The organism is Streptomyces sindenensis, from assembly GCF_014649035.1.
Classification (GTDB): Bacteria; Actinomycetota; Actinomycetes; order Streptomycetales; family Streptomycetaceae; genus Streptomyces; species Streptomyces sindenensis.
This window is the reverse complement of record NZ_BMSG01000041.1, coordinates 22,705-39,872: the sequence shown is the minus strand read 5'-3', so window position 1 is coordinate 39,872 and position 17,168 is coordinate 22,705. Positions and strand designations below refer to the sequence as shown.

17 protein-coding genes and 2 pseudogenes are annotated in these 17,168 nt (G+C 72.8%); 12 read left to right on the top strand and 7 right to left on the bottom strand.

The features are described 5' to 3' along the window. Window positions 1–5: 5 nt before the first annotated feature. Window positions 6–2,915, bottom strand: coding sequence for an FAD-binding and (Fe-S)-binding domain-containing protein (locus tag IE145_RS29970; protein WP_189528568.1), 2,910 nt, complete (start codon window positions 2,913–2,915; stop codon window positions 6–8). Window positions 2,916–3,147: 232 nt separating this feature from the next. Between IE145_RS29970 and IE145_RS29965 the strand changes: the two genes are divergently transcribed. The 9 genes from IE145_RS29965 (at window position 3,148) to IE145_RS29925 (ending at window position 11,213) form a co-directional block, all read left to right on the top strand. After that, entirely contained in the window at window positions 3,148–4,731 is a 1,584-nt protein-coding gene (locus tag IE145_RS29965; protein ID WP_189528567.1) for a sensor histidine kinase, read from the top strand. After that, window positions 4,728–5,147 carry a roadblock/LC7 domain-containing protein gene (locus tag IE145_RS29960; protein WP_030709614.1) on the top strand — a complete coding sequence of 140 codons (420 nt, stop codon included), beginning with the start codon at window positions 4,728–4,730 and terminating at the stop codon, window positions 5,145–5,147. Before IE145_RS29965 ends, IE145_RS29960 begins: the two co-directional genes overlap by 4 nt. Next, the gene (locus IE145_RS29955; protein ID WP_006126640.1) at window positions 5,144–5,515 is read left to right on the top strand and encodes a DUF742 domain-containing protein; all 372 of its coding nucleotides are present in this window, start codon (window positions 5,144–5,146) and stop codon (window positions 5,513–5,515) included. The genes IE145_RS29960 and IE145_RS29955 overlap by 4 nt, the downstream gene beginning before the upstream one ends. Continuing rightward, a complete protein-coding gene (locus IE145_RS29950) occupies window positions 5,496–6,170 on the top strand; it encodes a GTP-binding protein (protein ID WP_189528566.1) in 675 nt (224 codons plus the stop codon). Before IE145_RS29955 ends, IE145_RS29950 begins: the two co-directional genes overlap by 20 nt. Continuing rightward, window positions 6,167–7,429 carry a cytochrome P450 gene (locus IE145_RS29945; protein ID WP_189528565.1) on the top strand — a complete coding sequence of 421 codons (1,263 nt, stop codon included), beginning with the start codon at window positions 6,167–6,169 and terminating at the stop codon, window positions 7,427–7,429. The genes IE145_RS29950 and IE145_RS29945 overlap by 4 nt, the downstream gene beginning before the upstream one ends. Further along, window positions 7,426–8,655, top strand: coding sequence for a cytochrome P450 family protein (locus IE145_RS29940; protein WP_189528564.1), 1,230 nt, complete (start codon window positions 7,426–7,428; stop codon window positions 8,653–8,655). The genes IE145_RS29945 and IE145_RS29940 overlap by 4 nt, the downstream gene beginning before the upstream one ends. Window positions 8,656–8,751: 96 nt before the next feature. After that, window positions 8,752–9,870, top strand: a complete 1,119-nt coding sequence (gene serC / locus IE145_RS29935) for a phosphoserine transaminase (RefSeq protein ID WP_189528563.1) — start codon at window positions 8,752–8,754, stop codon at window positions 9,868–9,870. A 170-nt stretch (window positions 9,871–10,040) separates the two neighbouring features. After that, window positions 10,041–10,652: a Uma2 family endonuclease gene (locus tag IE145_RS29930; protein WP_189528562.1), complete on the top strand. Its 612-nt coding sequence runs from the start codon at window positions 10,041–10,043 to the stop codon at window positions 10,650–10,652. Between the two features lie 36 nt (window positions 10,653–10,688). Then, window positions 10,689–11,213 carry a DinB family protein gene (locus IE145_RS29925; protein WP_189528561.1) on the top strand — a complete coding sequence of 175 codons (525 nt, stop codon included), beginning with the start codon at window positions 10,689–10,691 and terminating at the stop codon, window positions 11,211–11,213. A gap of 10 nt (window positions 11,214–11,223) precedes the next feature. Here IE145_RS29925 and IE145_RS29920 read toward each other — a convergent pair whose 3' ends face one another. The 4 genes and pseudogenes from IE145_RS29920 to IE145_RS29905 form a co-directional block, all read right to left on the bottom strand. Next, window positions 11,224–11,637 (bottom strand): DUF4259 domain-containing protein, encoded by a 414-nt coding sequence (locus IE145_RS29920; RefSeq protein WP_189528560.1) that lies wholly within the window; start codon window positions 11,635–11,637, stop codon window positions 11,224–11,226. A gap of 45 nt (window positions 11,638–11,682) precedes the next feature. Next, window positions 11,683–12,063: pseudogene (locus IE145_RS29915) on the bottom strand (SAM-dependent methyltransferase); the annotation flags it as partial. A 16-nt stretch (window positions 12,064–12,079) separates the two neighbouring features. After that, window positions 12,080–12,631, bottom strand: coding sequence for a GNAT family N-acetyltransferase (locus IE145_RS29910; protein ID WP_189528559.1), 552 nt, complete (start codon window positions 12,629–12,631; stop codon window positions 12,080–12,082). Window positions 12,632–12,700: 69 nt separating this feature from the next. After that, a pseudogene (locus tag IE145_RS29905) lies at window positions 12,701–12,826 on the bottom strand (ABC transporter permease); the annotation flags it as partial. A gap of 159 nt (window positions 12,827–12,985) precedes the next feature. Between IE145_RS29905 and IE145_RS29900 the strand changes: the two are divergent. Both IE145_RS29900 and IE145_RS29895 read left to right on the top strand, forming a co-directional pair. Beyond that, on the top strand, window positions 12,986–13,798 hold the full coding sequence (locus IE145_RS29900; protein WP_189528558.1) for a TetR/AcrR family transcriptional regulator C-terminal domain-containing protein: 813 nt from the start codon (window positions 12,986–12,988) through the stop codon (window positions 13,796–13,798). A gap of 31 nt (window positions 13,799–13,829) precedes the next feature. Continuing rightward, complete coding sequence (locus IE145_RS29895) at window positions 13,830–14,231, top strand: PPOX class F420-dependent oxidoreductase (protein ID WP_189528557.1); 402 nt, start codon at window positions 13,830–13,832, stop codon at window positions 14,229–14,231. Between the two features lie 29 nt (window positions 14,232–14,260). Here IE145_RS29895 and IE145_RS29890 read toward each other — a convergent pair whose 3' ends face one another. After that, window positions 14,261–15,292: an SdiA-regulated/phytase-like domain-containing protein gene (locus IE145_RS29890; RefSeq protein ID WP_189528556.1), complete on the bottom strand. Its 1,032-nt coding sequence runs from the start codon at window positions 15,290–15,292 to the stop codon at window positions 14,261–14,263. Between IE145_RS29890 and IE145_RS29885 the strand changes: the two genes are divergently transcribed. Then, window positions 15,291–16,070, top strand: a complete 780-nt coding sequence (locus IE145_RS29885; protein WP_189528555.1) for a GDSL-type esterase/lipase family protein — start codon at window positions 15,291–15,293, stop codon at window positions 16,068–16,070. The genes IE145_RS29890 and IE145_RS29885 overlap by 2 nt on opposite strands. A 168-nt stretch (window positions 16,071–16,238) precedes the next feature. Here IE145_RS29885 and IE145_RS29880 read toward each other — a convergent pair whose 3' ends face one another. After that, on the bottom strand, window positions 16,239–16,880 hold the full coding sequence (locus IE145_RS29880) for a TetR/AcrR family transcriptional regulator (RefSeq protein WP_189528554.1): 642 nt from the start codon (window positions 16,878–16,880) through the stop codon (window positions 16,239–16,241). Between the last annotated feature and the right edge of the window lie 288 nt (window positions 16,881–17,168).

Here is a 17,168-nt window from a genome sequence, read left to right as displayed (position 1 = left end):
ACCCTTCAGACACGCTTCGGCGCACCCTCCCCCGCACCCTCCCCCATGGCCTCCGCGACGACCTCCGCCAGATGCCGGGCCCGCCGCCCGGCCAGCTGGTCGAGCTGCGTACGGCAGGAGAAGCCGTCCGCGAGGAGTTCCGCCCCCGGTTCCGCCTCCCGTACGGCGGGGAGCAGCCGTTCCTCCGCGCAGGCGACCGACACCTCCCAATGGCCCTTCTCGAAGCCGAAGTTTCCCGCGAGCCCGCAGCAGCCGCCGCTGAGTTCGCCGGTCAGGCCCAGCCGTTCGCGCAGTCGCCCCTCCGCCGCTTCACCGAGGACCGCGTGCTGGTGGCAGTGCGTCTGACCGACGGCCGGGCGGTCCAGGCGGGGCGGCGTCCAGTCGGGGGCGTACTCCTCCACGTACTGGGCGAACGTCCGCACTGCCGAGGCGAGTTCGGCGGCGCGCGGGTCGTCGGGGAGGAGTTCGGGCAGATCGGTGCGGAGGGTGGCGGCGCAGCTCGGCTCCAGGACGACGAGCGGCTGCCCGGGGAGGAGGTCCAGCCGGTCCAGGGTGCGACGCATCACCCGGCGGGCCGCGTCGAGCTGCCCGGTCGACACATAGGTGAGGCCGCAGCACAGTCCGGGGACGGGCGGCAGCACCGTACGCCCCGTCGCCTCCTCCAGCACCCGCACCGCCGCCCGGCCGACCTGCGGGGACAGGTGCTCGGTGAAGGTGTCCGCCCAGAGGTGCACCACCCGCCCGGCGGAGAGGATCCGCGTCCCGCTCCCCTGCCTCCGGCGCAGCCACCGGCTGTACGTCTCCGTCGCCAGCACCGGGATCGTCCGTTCGGGTGCGATCCCCGCCAGCCGCTTCGCGAGCGCGGCGAGCGGGCGCAGCCGGGCGAGGGCGTTGAGCGGGCGGGCGAAGGGGGCGGCGAGGCGCAGCCACCGCGGGAGGCGGCCCATCGCGTAGTGGGCGGCGGGCCGGAGCCTGCCCCGGTAGTAATGGTGCAGGAACTCCGCCTTGTACGTGGCCATGTCGACGCCCACCGGGCAGTCGCTGCGGCAGCCCTTGCAGGACAGGCACAGGTCGAGCGCGTCCCGGACCTCCGTGCTGCGCCAGCCGTCCGTGATCACCTCGCCCGCCAGCATCTCGTGGAGGAGCCGGGCCCGGCCCCGGGTCGAGTGGGCCTCCTCGCCGGTCGCGCGGAAGGACGGGCACATGACGCCCGCGCCGCTCGCCTGAGTCGTACGGCACTTGGCGACGCCGACGCAGCGGCGGACCGCGCCCGTGAAGTCCCCGCCGTCCTGCGGATAGCCGAACTCCACGTCCACCGGGCGCTTCGGGAGGACGGCGAAGCGGAGATTCTCGTCGAGGCGGTCCGGGCGGGCCAGCATCCCCGGGTTCAGGCCGCCGTCCGGGTCCCACAGGTCCTTGAACCGGCCGAAGAGCGCCACGAGCCCGTCCCCGTACATCCGGGGCAGCAGCTCCGCGCGCGCCTGCCCGTCGCCGTGCTCGCCGCTGAGGGAGCCGCCGTGCGCGACGACGAGGTCGGCCGTCTCCTCGGAGAACCGGCGGAAGCGGGCCACCCCGGCCTCGGTGATGAGGTCGAAGTCGATCCGGACGTGGATGCAGCCGTCGCCGAAGTGGCCGTACGGGGTGCCGCGCAGACCGTGTTCGGCGAGGAGGGCCCGGAAGTCGCGGAGGTAGGAGCCGAGGCGGGCGGGCGGTACCGCGCAGTCCTCCCAGCCGGGCCAGGCCTCACTGCCGTCGGGCATCCGGGTCGCGGTCCCGGCGGCGTCCTCGCGGATCCGCCACAGCGCCCGCTGCCCGGCCGGGTCGGTGACGACGGCCCCGTCCACCGCGTCGGCCGCCCGCAGGACGCGTTCGGCGTGCGCGCGGGCCTCGGCCCCGGTGGCCCCTCCGGTCTCGACGAACAGCCAGGCGGCCCCGCGCGGCAGCAGCCCGGGCGGTTGGCGTACGAGGTCGGCGGCCATGCCCTCGACGGTGAGCGGGCCGTACGGGAGGAGACCGGGGGCGGCCTCGGCGGCGGCGGACTCGTCGGCGTACCCGAAGACGGCCAGGGCGCGGGCGCGCGGCGCCTCGACCAGGCGCACGGTGGCCTCGGTGACGACGCCGAGGGTGCCCTCGCTGCCGCAGAACGCCCGGACCGGGTCGGGGCCGCCGGGGTGCTCGGGGAGCAGCGCGTCGATGGCGTACCCGGAGATGCGGCGCGGGAGGTCGGGGTAGCCGGTGCGGAGGAGGGCGAGGTGGGAGGCGACGAGTTCGCTCACGCCCCGGGGGCCGAGGGACGCCCCCGCCCCGCCTGTGCCGGCGCCCGCCGGGCCGGTGCCGCTCCCCTGTTCCAGCCGCAGCGCCTCACCGCCGTACCGGATCACCGAGAGCCCCCGCACGTTGTCCGCCGTCGTGCCCCAGGCCACCGAGTGCGCGCCGCAGGAGTTGTTGCCGATCATCCCGCCGAGGGTGCAGCGGCTGTGGGTGGACGGGTCGGGGCCGAAGGTCAGTCCGTGGGGTGCGGCGGCGGCCCGCAGGTCGTCCAGGATCACCCCGGGCTGGACGACGGCGGTGCGGGCGGCGGGGTCCAGGTCGAGGATCGTCCGCAGATGGCGGGTGAGGTCGAGGACGAGGCCGGTGCCGGTGGCCTGTCCGGCGATGGACGTGCCGCCGCCACGCGGGACGACCGGCACCCCGTACTCCTGGCAGACGGTCAGCGCGGCCGCGATGTCGTCGGCGTCGTGCGGGGCGAGCACGCCGAGGGGGACGCGTCGGTAGTTGGACGCGTCCATCGTCGTCAACGCCCTGGCGGTGGGCCCGAAGTCGCTCGCCCCGCGCACGGCGGAGCGCAGCGCGGCGACGAACGCCGGGGAGGCCGCGGCGGGCGGTCCGGAATGCGGTCGATGTTGTTCGGCCATTCCTTCAGCATGCCGTCGGTGCAGATGAACTCTTGGGATGCGCACGGATGAAAGCGCACAAGTAGCTCAAAAAAGCCCACAAGATCTTCCCAAACAGACCGTCAAGTCTCCTATAGTGACCAAGACTTGCGCAGGAACTATCAGTTCCAGTTGTGCAGGATCGCCCGTACCCGTGACGAAGTGTCCTGAATTCGCCCCACTGCCCCGCACCGTCCGCCACCGAGGACTCCGATTGCGCCCCTCACACCGGCCCACCGCACTCGCCCTGCTGATATCGGCAGCCGTAACCGGCACGCTGACCCTGTGGGCCGTCGCCACGGCCCCCGACACGGTACGGACCCCGCTGGCCTGGGGCGCGGGCGCAGCCGCCGTGCTGCTGAGCGTCTGCGTGGCCGTCACCGTCCACACCCTGGGGACCGCGCGGACGCTGCACGCCCTGCGGGCCGCCGACGCCCAGCGGTTCACCGCCGAGACCTCGCGCCTGGTCTCCGCCTCCGCCGTCGAGGCCCAGCGCTTCACGGCGGAGACCGCCCGGATCAAGGGCGCGGCCGCCGCCGAGACCTCCCGGCTCGTCGCCGAGGCCCGCGCCGAGAACGAGCGGATCTCCGCGGCGGCCGCCGCCGAACAGGCGCGTCTCCAGGTCAGCGTCGACCGGCTGACGGCCCGTGCGACCCGCGCCGAGACCGAGCGCTCCGCGGCCGTCGCCGCCTGCGCCAACGCGGCGGGCCGGATGCAGGCCCTGGCCACCAGCATGCTGGCCGACCTCCGCGAGATGGAGCACCGGCACTCCGACGAGTCCGTGCTGGGGGACCTGCTCCACCTCGACCACCGCACCGCCCAGGCGGGCCGCCTCGCGGACTCCATCGCCGTGCTGACCGGGGCCCGTTCCGGCCGGCGCTGGGCGAAGCCGATCGTCATGGAGTCGATCCTGCGCGGCGCGATGGGCCGGATCGGCAGCTACCAGCGGGTCCGCCTCCACTCCACCAGCGATGTCGCGATCGCCGGTCACGCGGCCGAGGGCGTCATGCACGCGCTCGCCGAGCTCCTCGACAACGCTGCCAACTTCTCGCCGCCCACCGCCGAGGTGCACGTGTACGTGGAGGAGGTCCCGGCGGGCATCGTCATCACCGTCGAGGACAGCGGGCTCGTCATGAGCGAGGTGCAGCTGCGCCGCGCCGAGCGGGCGGTCTCCGCCGACCACCAGGACCTCACCAACCTCTCCGGCACCCGCCTCGGGCTCGCGGTCGTCGGCCGGCTGGCCCGTAAGCACGGCCTGACCGTCTCGTTCCGGCCGTCCGCACGCGGCGGCACGGGCGCGCTGATGATGCTCCCTCAGGAGCTGATCTCCCGCGCGGTCGCGGCGGCCCCGGTGGCACCGGCAGCCCCGGCCGAGACGCCGGCCCGGGCGGCCACCGTGACCGACACCGCCCCGGCCCCGGCCCCCGTGGACACCGCCCCCGCCGAGCCCGAGCCCTCGCACACCTCGGCCGCCGGAACGGGCCCCGCCGACGCCGCTCCCGCGGCCCGGCCCCTCGCCACGGACGAGGCTCCCACGCCCCTGACCCCGGCGGCGGAGTCCGAGTCCGTCTCCGAGTCCACCGGCAGCGTGCCCGAGTTCGGCGAGAGCGGGCTGCCCAAGCGCCGCCGCGGCCGCACGCTGGCCGCAGCCGAAGCCCGTACCGGCCACGCCGCCCCCGGCGGAGCCGACTCCTCCCGGGCCCGTACCACCGACCCGAAGGTCCAGGCAGCGCGCTTCAGCACCTTCAGCAAGGCGGTACGAGCCAACTCCCCGCACCCGGAAGGCAACACCCGATGACCGCGACCACCGACGAGAAGCTCAACTGGCTGCTGGAGGGGCTGCTCGACCGCACCCCCGGTACCCGCCACGCCCTCGTCCTGTCCCGCGACGGCCTCAAGCTGTGCCGCACCCCCGAGCTCTCCGTCGACCAGGCCGACCAGCTGGCCGCCATCTCCGCCGGGATCCAGAGCCTGTCGCACGGCGCGTCCATCGAGTTCGGCGACGGCACCGGCGGCGTACGGTCCGCGATGGCCGAGTTCTACGGCGGCGTGCTGTTCATCGTCGAGGCGGGGGCCGGGGCCCACCTGGCCGTCGTCGCCGACGAGGACTCCGACGTGGGCCTCGTCGGCCACAACATGAGCGAGCTCGTCGAGCAGCTCGGCGAGCACCTCGTCGCGCCGCCGCGCGAACCCGCCGAGGCCCCGGCCGTATGACGACGGCACCCCGCCCCCGACCGGGCCGCGACGACGATCCGGACCGGCTGTACACCCTCACCGGGGGCCGCAGCCGGTCCGACTCCGCCGCCTTCGATCTGGTGACGCTCGTCGTCGCCGAGTGCGACCCGTCCCCGGGGATGCAGTCCGAGCACGTCGCGATCCTGCGGATGTGCCAGGGCCCCACCGCCGTCGTCGAGATCGCCGCGAGCCTGAACCTGCCGGTCAGCATCGTCCGCATCCTGCTCTGCGACCTGCTCGACACCGGCCGGATCAGCGCCCGCCACCCCCGTACAGCCCGTGTCGCGGACCGGCTCCCCGACCCCGACATCCTGGAACAGGTGCTCGTTGGACTCCGCAACCTCTGACCGCGCCACCCTGAGCTCCACCGCCGACAACGGACTCAAGATCGTTGTCGTGGGCGGCTTCGGCGTCGGCAAGACCACCATGGTCCGATCCGTGAGCGAGATCCGTCCGCTCAACACGGAGGAGACCATGACCCGCGCGGGCGAGGCCGTCGACGACCTCGACGGCGTCCATGCCAAGACGTCCACCACGGTGGCGTTCGACTTCGGCCGCATCACGCTCGACGAACGCTCCGTGCTGTACCTCTTCGGCGCGCCCGGACAGGAGCGCTTCTGGTTCCTGTGGGACCGGCTGTTCTCCGGCACGCTCGGCGCGGTCGTCCTCGTCGACACCCGCCGGCTCGCCGACTCCTGGTACGCCATCGACCGCCTGGAGCACCACGGCACGCCGTTCATCGTGGCGTGCAACGACTTCGGCGGCCCGCTCCACAGCGAGCAGCAGATCCGGGAGGCCCTGGACCTCTCGGACGACGTACCGCTGGTGGAGTGCGACGCGCGTGACCGGTCCTCCAGCAAGTACGTGCTGATCACGCTCGTCGAGCACCTCGCCGCGCTCTCCGCCGCCCGCCTCCAGGCCGCCGAAACGACCGCCCCGGCGGCGGCCGTGCCCACGGCGGCCCTGGCGGCGGCCGGCCCGACCCCGGAGCCCGCCCCGTGACCACTGTCTCCGGCTGCCCCGTCACCCACACCTCCGTCCCGCTGTCCGGGCCCCGCTTCCAGAGCGACCCCGTCCAGCTCTACCGGGACCTGCGGCGCGACCACGGGGCGATCGCGCCGGTCGTCCTCGACGGCGACGTCCCCGCCTGGCTCGTCCTCGGCTACCGCGAACTGCACCAGGTCACCGGCGACCCGGCCCTCTTCAGCCGGGACTCCGACCTGTGGAACCAGTGGGACCACATCCCCGACGACTGGCCGCTGCTGCCGATGATCGGGCGCAAGCAGCCCTCGATCCTCTACACCGTCGGCGAACGCCACAGCGTCCGCGCGATGATGATCAGCAACGCGCTGGAGGGCGTCGACCCGTTCTCGCTGAAGCGGTACGCGGAGGAGTTCGCCGACGAACTGATCGACCGGTTCTGCACCAAGGGCTCGGTCGACATCATCGCGGAGTACGCCAAGCTGCTCCCCGCCCTGGTCCTGGCCAGGATCTACGGCTTCTCCGACGAGGAGGCGCACCCGCTGGTCGGCGCGATCAACGACATGATCGACGGCCGGGAGCGGGCGCTGGCCGGACAGCAGCACCTGGGCACGTCGATGTTCCGGCTGCTGGCGGACAAGCACGCCGAGCCCGGTGACGACGTGGCCACCCGGATGCTCGCGGACGTGGGCGGCTTCACCGACGAGGAGGTCGCCCAGGACCTCATGGTGATGATGGCGGCCGGCCACCAGCCGACCGCCGACTGGATGGGCAACTCGCTGCGCCTGATGCTCACCGACGACCGGTTCGCCGCCTCGCTGTCCGGCGGCCGGCACAGCGTCGCCGAGGCGATGAACGAGGTCCTCTGGGAGGACACCCCGACGCAGAACGTGGCCGGCCGCTGGGCCGCCCGCGACACTCACCTCGGCGGCCGTCACATCCGCGCCGGCGACCTGCTGCTCCTGGGCCTGGCCGCGGCCAACGGCGACCCGCAGGTGCGCACCGACGGCTCGGCGCTGACCGGCGGCAACAACGCCTTCCTCTCCTTCGGCCACGGTGAGCACCGCTGCCCGTTCCCGGCCCAGGAGACCGCCGAGGTCATCGCCCGTACCGGTATCGAGGTCCTGCTCGACCGGCTGCCGGACGTGGACCTCGCCCTCCCCGCCGAGCAGCTCACCCGCCGCCCGTCGCCGTGGCTGCGCGGTCTGACGGACCTGCCGGTGCTCTTCACTCCCACCCCTGCCCTCGGCAGACCCGGAAGCCACGGAGGCCCCGCATGACCCGTATCGCGCTCGACCCCTTCGTCAGAGACCTCGACGGCGAGAGCGCCGCGCTGCGGGCCGCCGGTCCGCTGGCGGAGGTGGAGCTGCCGGGCGGTGTACACGTGTACGCGGTCACCCGCCACGCGGAGGCCCGCGCGCTGCTCACCGACAGCCGGCTGGTCAAGGACATCAACGTCTGGAACGCCTGGCAGCGGGGCGAGATACCCATGGACTGGCCGCTGATCGGCCTGGCCAACCCGGGCCGCTCAATGCTGACGGTCGACGGGGCCGACCACCGCCGGCTCCGTACGCTGGTGGCGCAGGCGCTCACCGTGAAGCGGGTGGAGCGGCTGCGGGCGGGCATCGAGGCGCTGACGAACGCGAGCCTGGAGAGGCTGGCGGCGCTCCCGGCCGGGGAACCGGTGGACCTGAAGGCGGAGTTCGCCTACCCGCTGCCCATGAACGTGATCAGCGAGCTGATGGGCGTCGACGCGGCGGACCACCCGCGGCTGAAGGAGCTGTTCGAGAAGTTCTTCTCGACGCAGACCCCGCCGGAGGAGGTCCCGCAGATGATGGCGGACCTCGGGACGCTCTTCACGAAGATCGTCGACGACAAGCGGGCGAACCCGGGCGACGACCTCACCAGCGCGCTGATCGCGGCCTCGGAGAACGGTGACCACCTCACCGACGAGGAGATCGTCAACACGCTGCAACTGATCATCGCCGCCGGACACGAGACCACGATCAGCCTGATCGTCAACGTGGTGGAGGCGCTCCAGACCCACCCGGAGCAGCGCAAGAAGGTGCTCAGCGGTGAGATCGGGTGGGACGGCGTGATCGAGGAGACGCTGCGCTGGAACACGCCGACCTCGCACGTCCTGATCCGCTTCGCGACGGAGGACATCGAGGTCGGCGACAGGATCCTCCCGAAGGGCGAGGGCCTGATCGTCTCGTTCGGCGCGCTGGGCCGGGACGAGGAGCAGTACGGCCCGACGGCGGGCGAGTTCGACGCCGCCCGCACGCCGAACCGCCACATCGCCTTCGGCCACGGCCCGCACGTCTGCCCGGGCGCGGCCCTCTCCCGCCTGGAAGCGGGCATCGCGCTCCCGGCCCTCTACGAGCGCTTCCCGGAACTGGACCTGGCGGTCCCGGCGTCCGAGCTGCGCAACAAGCCGATCGTGACGCAGAACGACCTGCACGAGCTGCCGGTGAAGCTGGGCTGCCCGTTCGGCGGCGACGCCTGATCGTTTCTCGCGGGTGACGTCCACGGGCCGGAGCGCATGTCTCATCGGACGGACACGGTTACGGAGCCGTGCCACCGAGGGACTACGCTCCGTCCCGTGGCCGACATCCAGATTCCCGCTGACATCAAGCCCGCCGACGGACGCTTCGGCGCCGGTCCTTCCAAGGTGCGGACGGAGGCGCTCGACGCGCTGGCCGCCACCGGCACCTCCCTCCTCGGTACGTCCCACCGCCAGGCCCCGGTCAAGAACCTGGTCGGCGAGGTGCGGGACGGTGTGCGCGCGCTCTTCTCCCTGCCCGAGGGTTACGAGGTCATCCTCGGCAACGGCGGCTCCACCGCCTTCTGGGACGTGGCGACGCACGGTCTGATCGACTCGAAGTCCCAGCACCTGAACTTCGGCGAGTTCTCGTCGAAGTTCGCCAAGGCCGCGAAGCTCGCGCCCTGGCTGTCCGACCCGACCGTCATCGCCTCCGACCCGGGCACCCACCCGGAGCCGCGGGCCGAGGCGGGGGTGGACGTCTACGCCTTCACCCACAACGAGACCTCGACGGGTGTCGCGGCGCCGGTCAAGCGCGTCGCGGGCGCCGACGAGGGCGCGCTCGTCCTGGTGGACGCCACCTCGGGCGCGGGCGGCCTGCCGGTCGACATCACCGAGTCCGACGTCTACTACTTCGCCCCGCAGAAGTCCTTCGCCTCCGACGGCGGCCTGTGGATCGGCGTGTTCTCCCCGGCGGCGCTGGAGCGCGCGGCCCGGATCCACGCCTCGGGCCGGCACATCCCGGAGTTCTTCTCGCTGCCGACGGCGATCGACAACTCGCTGAAGAACCAGACGTACAACACCCCGGCGCTGTCCACCCTCTTCCTGCTGAACGAGCAGTTGAAGTGGATGAACACCCAGGGCGGCCTGGACTTCACGACGGGCCGCACGGCCGCGTCCTCGGGCCACCTCTACGGCTGGGCCGACGAGTCGAAGTACGCCACCCCGTTCGTCACGGACCCGGCGAAGCGCTCGCAGGTCATCGGCACGATCGACTTCGCGGACGAGATCGACGCGGCGGCGGTCGCCAAGGTGCTGCGCGCCAACGGCATCGTGGACACCGAGCCGTACCGCAAGCTGGGCCGCAACCAGCTGCGCGTGGCGATGTTCCCGGCGATCGACCCGGCGGACGTGCAGGCGCTGACGGCGTGCATCGACTACGTGATCGAGAAGCTGTAGCGCTTCGGTTCTCCAGGGCTGTACAGCCGTACGGAGACGGCCCGGCACCCACGTGGGTGCCGGGCCGTTTCTGCTTCGCTCGACCGGGTGGCATATGCCAGAAGCGCGGTCTCGGGCAGTCCCGCCCTACGATGATGCTCTCGACACCAGCCCATTCCAGGAGGCCCGCAATGTCTGCAGCAGCAGTCGAGCACCCCTGTGACGATGAGCCGGAAACGCTGCTGGAAACGGCCAACCGTCTCATGGAACAGCTTCCGGGGCATCGCGTCGAGATCATCGGAGGCGTCATCACCGTGGCCCCACCCGCGGACGGCCCGCACGCACGCGCGCTCACCAAGCTCATGCGCCCCTTCATCTCCGCAGGTCTCGACGACGGCGAGAGCGAAGTCCTCCAGGGCGTCGGCCTCTGGCTCCCCGGCGGCCCCCAGGACTTCGCGATCCCCGATCTGGTGATCGTCGACGCAGACTTCGACGACCACCTGATCAAGAACAACAGCTACGACCCCACCTGCTTCCGCCTCGTCCTGGAGGTCACCTCCGGGAACTACCAGAACGATCTCCGCAACAAGGTCACCGCCTACGCCCAGGCCAAGATCCCGGTGTACGTCATCGTCGACCGCAAGCACGGCCGGGTCCACGTCCTGACCGAGCCGCTCCCCGCCGGCTACGACCGCCACGAGGTCTACGCCCCCGGCCAGCAGGCCCCGCTGCCCGCCTCCATCGGTGCCGAAGTCTCCCTGGACGTCGACGAGATCGTGCGGGCGGGCAGCCCGAAACGCTGAGGACGCGGGCGAGGGGCCGCCACTAAGGTCTCGCACATGAGTTCCCCTGCGCCTCAGGCGCCCCGTGTCCCCCACGTTCCGTACACCGGAGACGAGAAGGAGAGCCTTCATATCAGCCTCGACCGCCACCGCGACGTCGTGCTGTGGAAACTGGAAGGGCTGGACGACGAGCAGGTGCGGCGGCCCATGACCCCGACCGGGACCAATCTGCTCGGCCTGGTCAAGCATCTGGCGACCGTCGAATACGGCTGGTTCTGCGCGGCGTTCGGCCGGCCGACCGAGACGTTCTGGTTCGACACGGCGACCGAGGACATGACGGTCGGCCCGGACGAGACGATCGCCGACATCCTCGCGTTCTACGCCCGCGCACGGGCGGCCGCCGACGCCGCGATCCGGGAGACGGATCTGGAGACGACGGGCACCGCGTGGGACGGGCGGGTCGTCTCGATGCGCTGGGTGCTCATCCACATGCTGGAGGACCTGCTGCGGCACGCCGGGCACATGGACATCGTCCGCGAGCTGATCGACGGCGCGACGGGCAGCTACCCGGCCCCCGCCTGAACGCGCGCCCTCACTCCCCCGGCGCCGCCGCCAGCACCGCCCTCAGCGCGGCTATCCCCGCCAGCCACTCCTGATCCGCGCCGGCCTCCGCCCACAGGTCCAGGGGCTCGGCGTTCTTCGCGGTGAGGCGGTCCAGGGCGCGGACGGCCAGCGGGCGCAGGCCGGCGGGGAGCGGTGGCAGGGGGTTCTTCGGGCCGTACGCCGTGGTGACGGGGTCGCCGCCGGGGCACTGGGCGGCGACCAGCGCGGCGGCGGCCACCGCCTCCTCCCCGCCGTCCACATAGTCCTCGGGGCCGGTGTCCGCCACGGCGGTCAGGACGTCCCGGAGCACGTCCGCCTTCTTCTCCGCCTCCGCGTCGTCCACCCGGCCGCCGAAGTCGGCCGCGGTGTCGTTGTCGAAGTGGCCGATGTCCCAGGCGCCCATGGGGTCCCCCTCAATCCGTGTGCCGGTCGGTCCGTCAGCGCCCGGTCAGTCCGTCGCGCTGATGTCCCCATCCTCACAGCCGCCACTGACAACGGGCCTGCGTGCGAGGACGAACCCCTGCGGCGCCCGCTCCGGGAACGGCCCGTCCGTCTCCCGCTCCCGCCACACCCGGGACACCACGTCCAGGCCCGCGTCCCGCAGCAGTTCGGCCACTCGCTCCGGCTGCCGCCGGTGGAAGACGAGCGAGACCTCCAGGTCCCAGGCCTCCGTCATCCGCCGCGGCTCGTCGCCGACCTGGAAACCCAGCTGTACGTAGCCGCCCGGCGCCAGCACGCGGTGGAACTCCGCGAAGGCGCGCGGCAGTTCCTCGTCCGGGACGTGGATCGTCGAGTACCAGGCGAGCAGCCCGCCCAGCGAGGCGCCCGGCTGACGGAGCTCCGGCTCACGGCACCGGCGGCGGTGTCACGCTCGCGGCCCACCGCCGCTCGCCGCCCTCCCACTCCCCGGTCGGCCCGAGGCCCGCCGCCACCGCCACCGCGGCGGACGCGGCGTGGTCGGGGTGGATATGGGCGACGATCTCCCGCAGACCCCCGGCCGAGGCGAGCTGCGCCACCAGGCCCTGCGCGGCCTCGGTCGCGTAACCCCGGCCCTGCCAGGGTGTCCCCACGACCCAGGCGATCTCCGCGCGCGGTCCCCGTACGGTCGCCTGGACGTACCCGGCGAGCCCCCCGCCCGCCTCCCCGTCCGCACGCACCCGGAGCACCCAGTTCCACCACCGCTCCCCCGGGTCCGGCGAACCGGCGCACTGACGCTCGTACCGGGCCCGCAGCACGGCCGGGGCCGGCGGCTCGCCCCCGGTGAACCCGTACAGCGCCGGGTCCGCGAGGACGGCCGCCATCTCCTCGGCGTACGCCGGTTGGAGGGGGAGCGCGTCGAGGCGGGCGGTGGTGAAGGGCGGCGGGGTGATGGGCAGCGGGGCGGCAGTCGTCGGCACGCTGCCCGACCCTACGCGCCGCGTGTCCGCCCCGACCGCCCTTTTCCGAGCCAGTGGCTGTTCAGCCCCTCACCGGCTCAGTCGCTGGAAGCGGCGGACCGCCAGCGGCAGGAACACCAGCGTGATCACCAGCGGCCACACCACCGCCATCAGCAGCGCGTGTTCCTCGATCCAGGTCCCGCCGCCCGCCACCCCCTCAGCGAGCACCGCGTATCCGGATGTGGACATGACATACCCCCTGATTCCGCTCGGAGAACGACAGACCGACGCAGATCCGCCACCCGAACTGAGTACACCGTACCCGATAACGAGTACGGTGTACTCACTTTGATTTCGGCCCACTACGCTGAGCCCATGACGAACGACGGAACGACAGCCGGGGCGGCGTCGAAGGCGGACGGGCCGGCCACCGGGAGCGGCGACATCGCGCGCAGCCTTGAGCTCCTGTGGGGCACCGGCGAGCGCCCAAGCCGCGGCCCCAAGCCGGGCCTCTCCCTGGACCGGATCGTCACCGCCGCCGTCGCCGTCGCGGACGCGGAGGGGCTGGCCGCCGTCTCGATGCGCCGCCTCTCCACCGAGCTGGGCACGGGCACGATGTCGCTCTACCGGTACGTCCCCGGCAAGGCCGAGCTGCTGGACCTGATGCTCGACCGGGTACAGGGCGAACCGTTCGCCGCCCGCCCCGACGAGCCGCCCGCCGACTGGCGCGGGGCGATCGACGGGATGGCCCGGGGGCACCTGGAGAACCTGCGCCGCCACCCCTGGCTGCTGAAGATCAACCAGGCCCGTACGGTGCTCGGCCCCAGCGCCCTGCGCGGACTGGAGCTCGCGCTCACGGGCCTGCGCGGCATGGGACTGCGGGACCCGGAGCTGATCGGCGTGATCATCGCGGTGAACAGCTTCGTGGAGGGCCTCGCCCGCACCCAGGCCGACGCGGCGGAGGCGGTGGCGCAGACCGGGCTGAGCGACGAGGCGTTCTGGGACAACCAGCGTCCCTACCTGGAGCGGGCCATGCTCAGCGGCGCGTACCCGGTAATGGCGGGCATGGCGGAGGACACCTTCAGCTCCGACTTCGACCAGTTCGAGTTCGGGCTGCAACGGCTGATCGCCGGGTTCGACGCGCTGGTCCGGGAGCGGGCGGCGGAACGAGCGGCGTCCCGCACATGACAGGGCGGCCGACCCGTGCCCCAATGGATATATGGACGCCAGCCGGGAGCTCGCTCCTTTCGTCAAGCAGTACACCGTCCTGCTGACCACTCGGCGCCAGGACGGGTCCTCCGTCGGCACACCGGTCAACATCGCCGTGGAGGGCGATCACGCGTTCATCCGCACGTTCTCCTCCGCCTGGAAGGTCGAGCGGATGCGCAACCACCCGCGGGTGGAGCTCGCCCCCTGCACGGTGCGGGGCGCCCCGACCGGACCGCGGATCAGCGCGCACGCGCGGCTGCTGCGGCCGGGCACGAAGGAGAACACGCACGCGGCACGGATGCTGTCCCGCAAGTACCCGATCGTGCAGGGCGTGCTGGTCCCGCTCGCGCACCGGCTGAAGCGGGACCGGACGCTGCACTACGAGGTGTGGCCGGTGACGGACGAGGACTGAGCGAACCCGGAACCCGGGGAACCAGGACCTCAGCCAGCCCCCTGCCCCCGCTTCCGCCGGAGCGCGAACCACAGGACGCCCGCCCCGACGACGATCGCCGCGCCGAGCCCGGCACCGCCCTTGCCGCCCTCCTCCCCGCCACCGCCGCCCTGGTCACCGGCCTCGCCACCGCCGCTCCCCGAGGGCTTTCCCCGCCCCTGGTCGCCCCCGGGGCCGCCGCCCTCCACCTCCACCCGGACGACGTCACTCCGCGCCCCCTCGGAGCCGAACATCAGGGCCGAGCCGTCCGCCGTGTACGTCACCGACTCCGCCTGCCGCTGGAACGGGGCGGCGATGGACCTGTCCTCACCGAGGCGGCCGTTCTCGAAGGCGTACTCGCGGGCGCTGAAGTACGAGCGCAGCACCAGCCGCTTCCCGTCGGGCGAGAAGGCCCCGTCCGTGACCCACGGCACCTCGTCGACCCGCCGGAAGGTGTTCACGCCCCCGGCGGTGAGTTCCGCCGGTCCTTCGTAGAGGCCGCCGCCGTCCTCGTTCTTGGAGGCGATGTAGACGCGGCCGGTCTTCGGGTGGACCATCAGCGCCTCGGCGTTGCGGGCCCCGTCGGCGTACTTCACGTCGTACTGGACGGCGTCGACGGTGGCGTCGCGCAACTGCTTCGGTTCGGGGAACCGGTAGATCCAGACATGGCTCCACGTACCGTCCAGGTTGTCCCCGATGTCACCGACGTAGAGGTCGCCGTCGGGCCCGATCGAGATGCCCTCGACATCGCGCGGCTCCCCCACTCCTCGCATGGTGATGGTCGCGAGGGTCTTCCCGGTCCGGGAGTCGACGGCGAAGACGTAGGGGCCGTCGTCGCTGTCGTTGTGCGTCCAGTAGACGCCGGGGTGGGCGCGGCTGGCGGCGAGGCCGCTGGACTCGGTGATACGGGGGTCCTCGATCGTGAAGTCACGGTCGGGCCGCCCGTCGTCGGCCACGGCGGGACCGGCCCCGGAGAGCAGCAGGAGAGCGGCGGCGAGGGCGGCGGCACGGGTGCCCACCGGGCCGGTCGGATACGAACGCATGGCCCAAGTGTCCATCGTCACGTCGCAGGCCGGAGCCGTGATCGGCCATGATGACGCCATGCGTTTCCTCTTCGTCGGCGATTCCATGACCATCGGGCGCGCCGGCGACTTCACCTGGCGTTACCGGATGTGGCGGCACCTGGAGGCGTTCCCCGGCCTCGCGTACGAGATCGTCGGCCCGCGCTCGACGCTGTACGACGCCGATGCGGACGCCCCGCTCTCCCACACGTACGCCGACCCGGCCTTCCCGCCCGCCGCCCGCCGCCACCTGTCCGGCTGGGGCGAGGGCTGGCTGCACATGGCCCCGGTGATCGCGGACGCGGTGCGCGAGGCGGAGGCGGACGTCCTGCTGGTCTCGCTGGGCCTGATAGACCTCGGCTTCTACACGGACGCCGAGCAGACGGCGGCGAACGCCCGCGCGTTCATCACGGCGGCCCGCACGGCGAACCCGCGTCTGCGGATGGTCCTGCTCCCGGTGATACCGAACATCCGGGCCGAGACGGACGCCCCCTTCGCCGCCTCCTGCGACCGTTTCAACGAACTGCTGGCCAAGGCGGTGGCCGACCTCGGCACCCCGCCCTCCCCCGTCCTTCTGGCCTCGCGCCCGCCGGGTTACGACATCCACACGGACACGTACGACGGCACGCACCCCGGCCCGACCGGCGAGCACCTCCTGGCGGCGGCCTTCGCCGACGCGATGCACCGGGCGTGGGGGCTGGGCGGCCCGTACGCGGGGCAGCCGGAGCTGGTCGGCGCACCGGTCACCGTGAAGGGCTGACGCGCCCCGAGGCCGGCTCCCCACCGAGCAGTCGTGGGCGAAGAACACGCGCCGCGGGTCGAACGCGGCCGGTTGGTCAGCCAGGGCCGATACGGCGGAAGCGGCGGCGCTCCCCTCCCCCCTCGTCCCGGTCGGCGGCGGGCGCCCCGGGGCGGGCCCGAGCGGTCCTCAGCCGCTCCGTTGCGACCCCAGCATCGTCAGGGCCAGCTGGGTCAGTTCGCCCGAGACCTCGCCGGGGCGGGCCCGGCGGGAGCGGCGGGCGTGGTGGGCCATCAGTTCGTGGACCGTGCCGACCATCACCATCACGTCGACCCGGTGGTCCCGGTCCTCCGCCTCGCCCCGGTCCACCGCCCGCTCGGCCTCGCCCGTCAGGAACTCCGTCCACAGGGCCCGCCAGAGCTTGCAGTGCTCGTCCACCACGGCGCTCACGCCCAGCACTTCGACGAACGTCACGCGGGCCTCGCGCGGGTCGCTGGTGACGGCCTCCACGTACGCGTCGAAGAGCAGCCGGACCCGTTCCTCGATCGAGCAGTCGTCGATGCCCTCGGTCAGCAGGGCGCGCTCCGCCGCCCGCAGCCCGGTCGTCGTGACCCGGTTGTGGAGGGCGATGAGCAGCCCCTCCCGTGACCCGTACTCCTGGCGCAGCACCTCGACCGGCACCCCGGCCGCCTCGCACACGTCGTGCTCGGCCGTCGCCCGGTATCCGTTGACGCCGTACAGCTCCCTGGCCGCTTCCAGAAGTTGCTCCCGCGCCTGCGTGCGCGCGGCGTCCCCAGGCCCGGTCCGCTGAACCGTCCAGCTGTCCGCCACCGGTCCTCCTTGAGCGCAAGGTGCGGGAGAGGGGCCTGCGCGCCTCTGCACGAACCGCCGCCCCATTGTGCTCGCCCCACCGCCGTCCGGACGGCCGCGCCACACCCGTACGGGGTAATACCCGTACGCGGAAACGCTTTTTCTTTACGCGCCCCGAGTGCGCCCGCACACACGTCCTCTCCACCACGGCACCCCGTGTTGAACGCGTTCAAACAGCTCTGACACGATGACCGTGGCTGCCGCCCCCGGGCGGGCGTGCCGCACGTACATCACCGTGCGCGAGGGGGA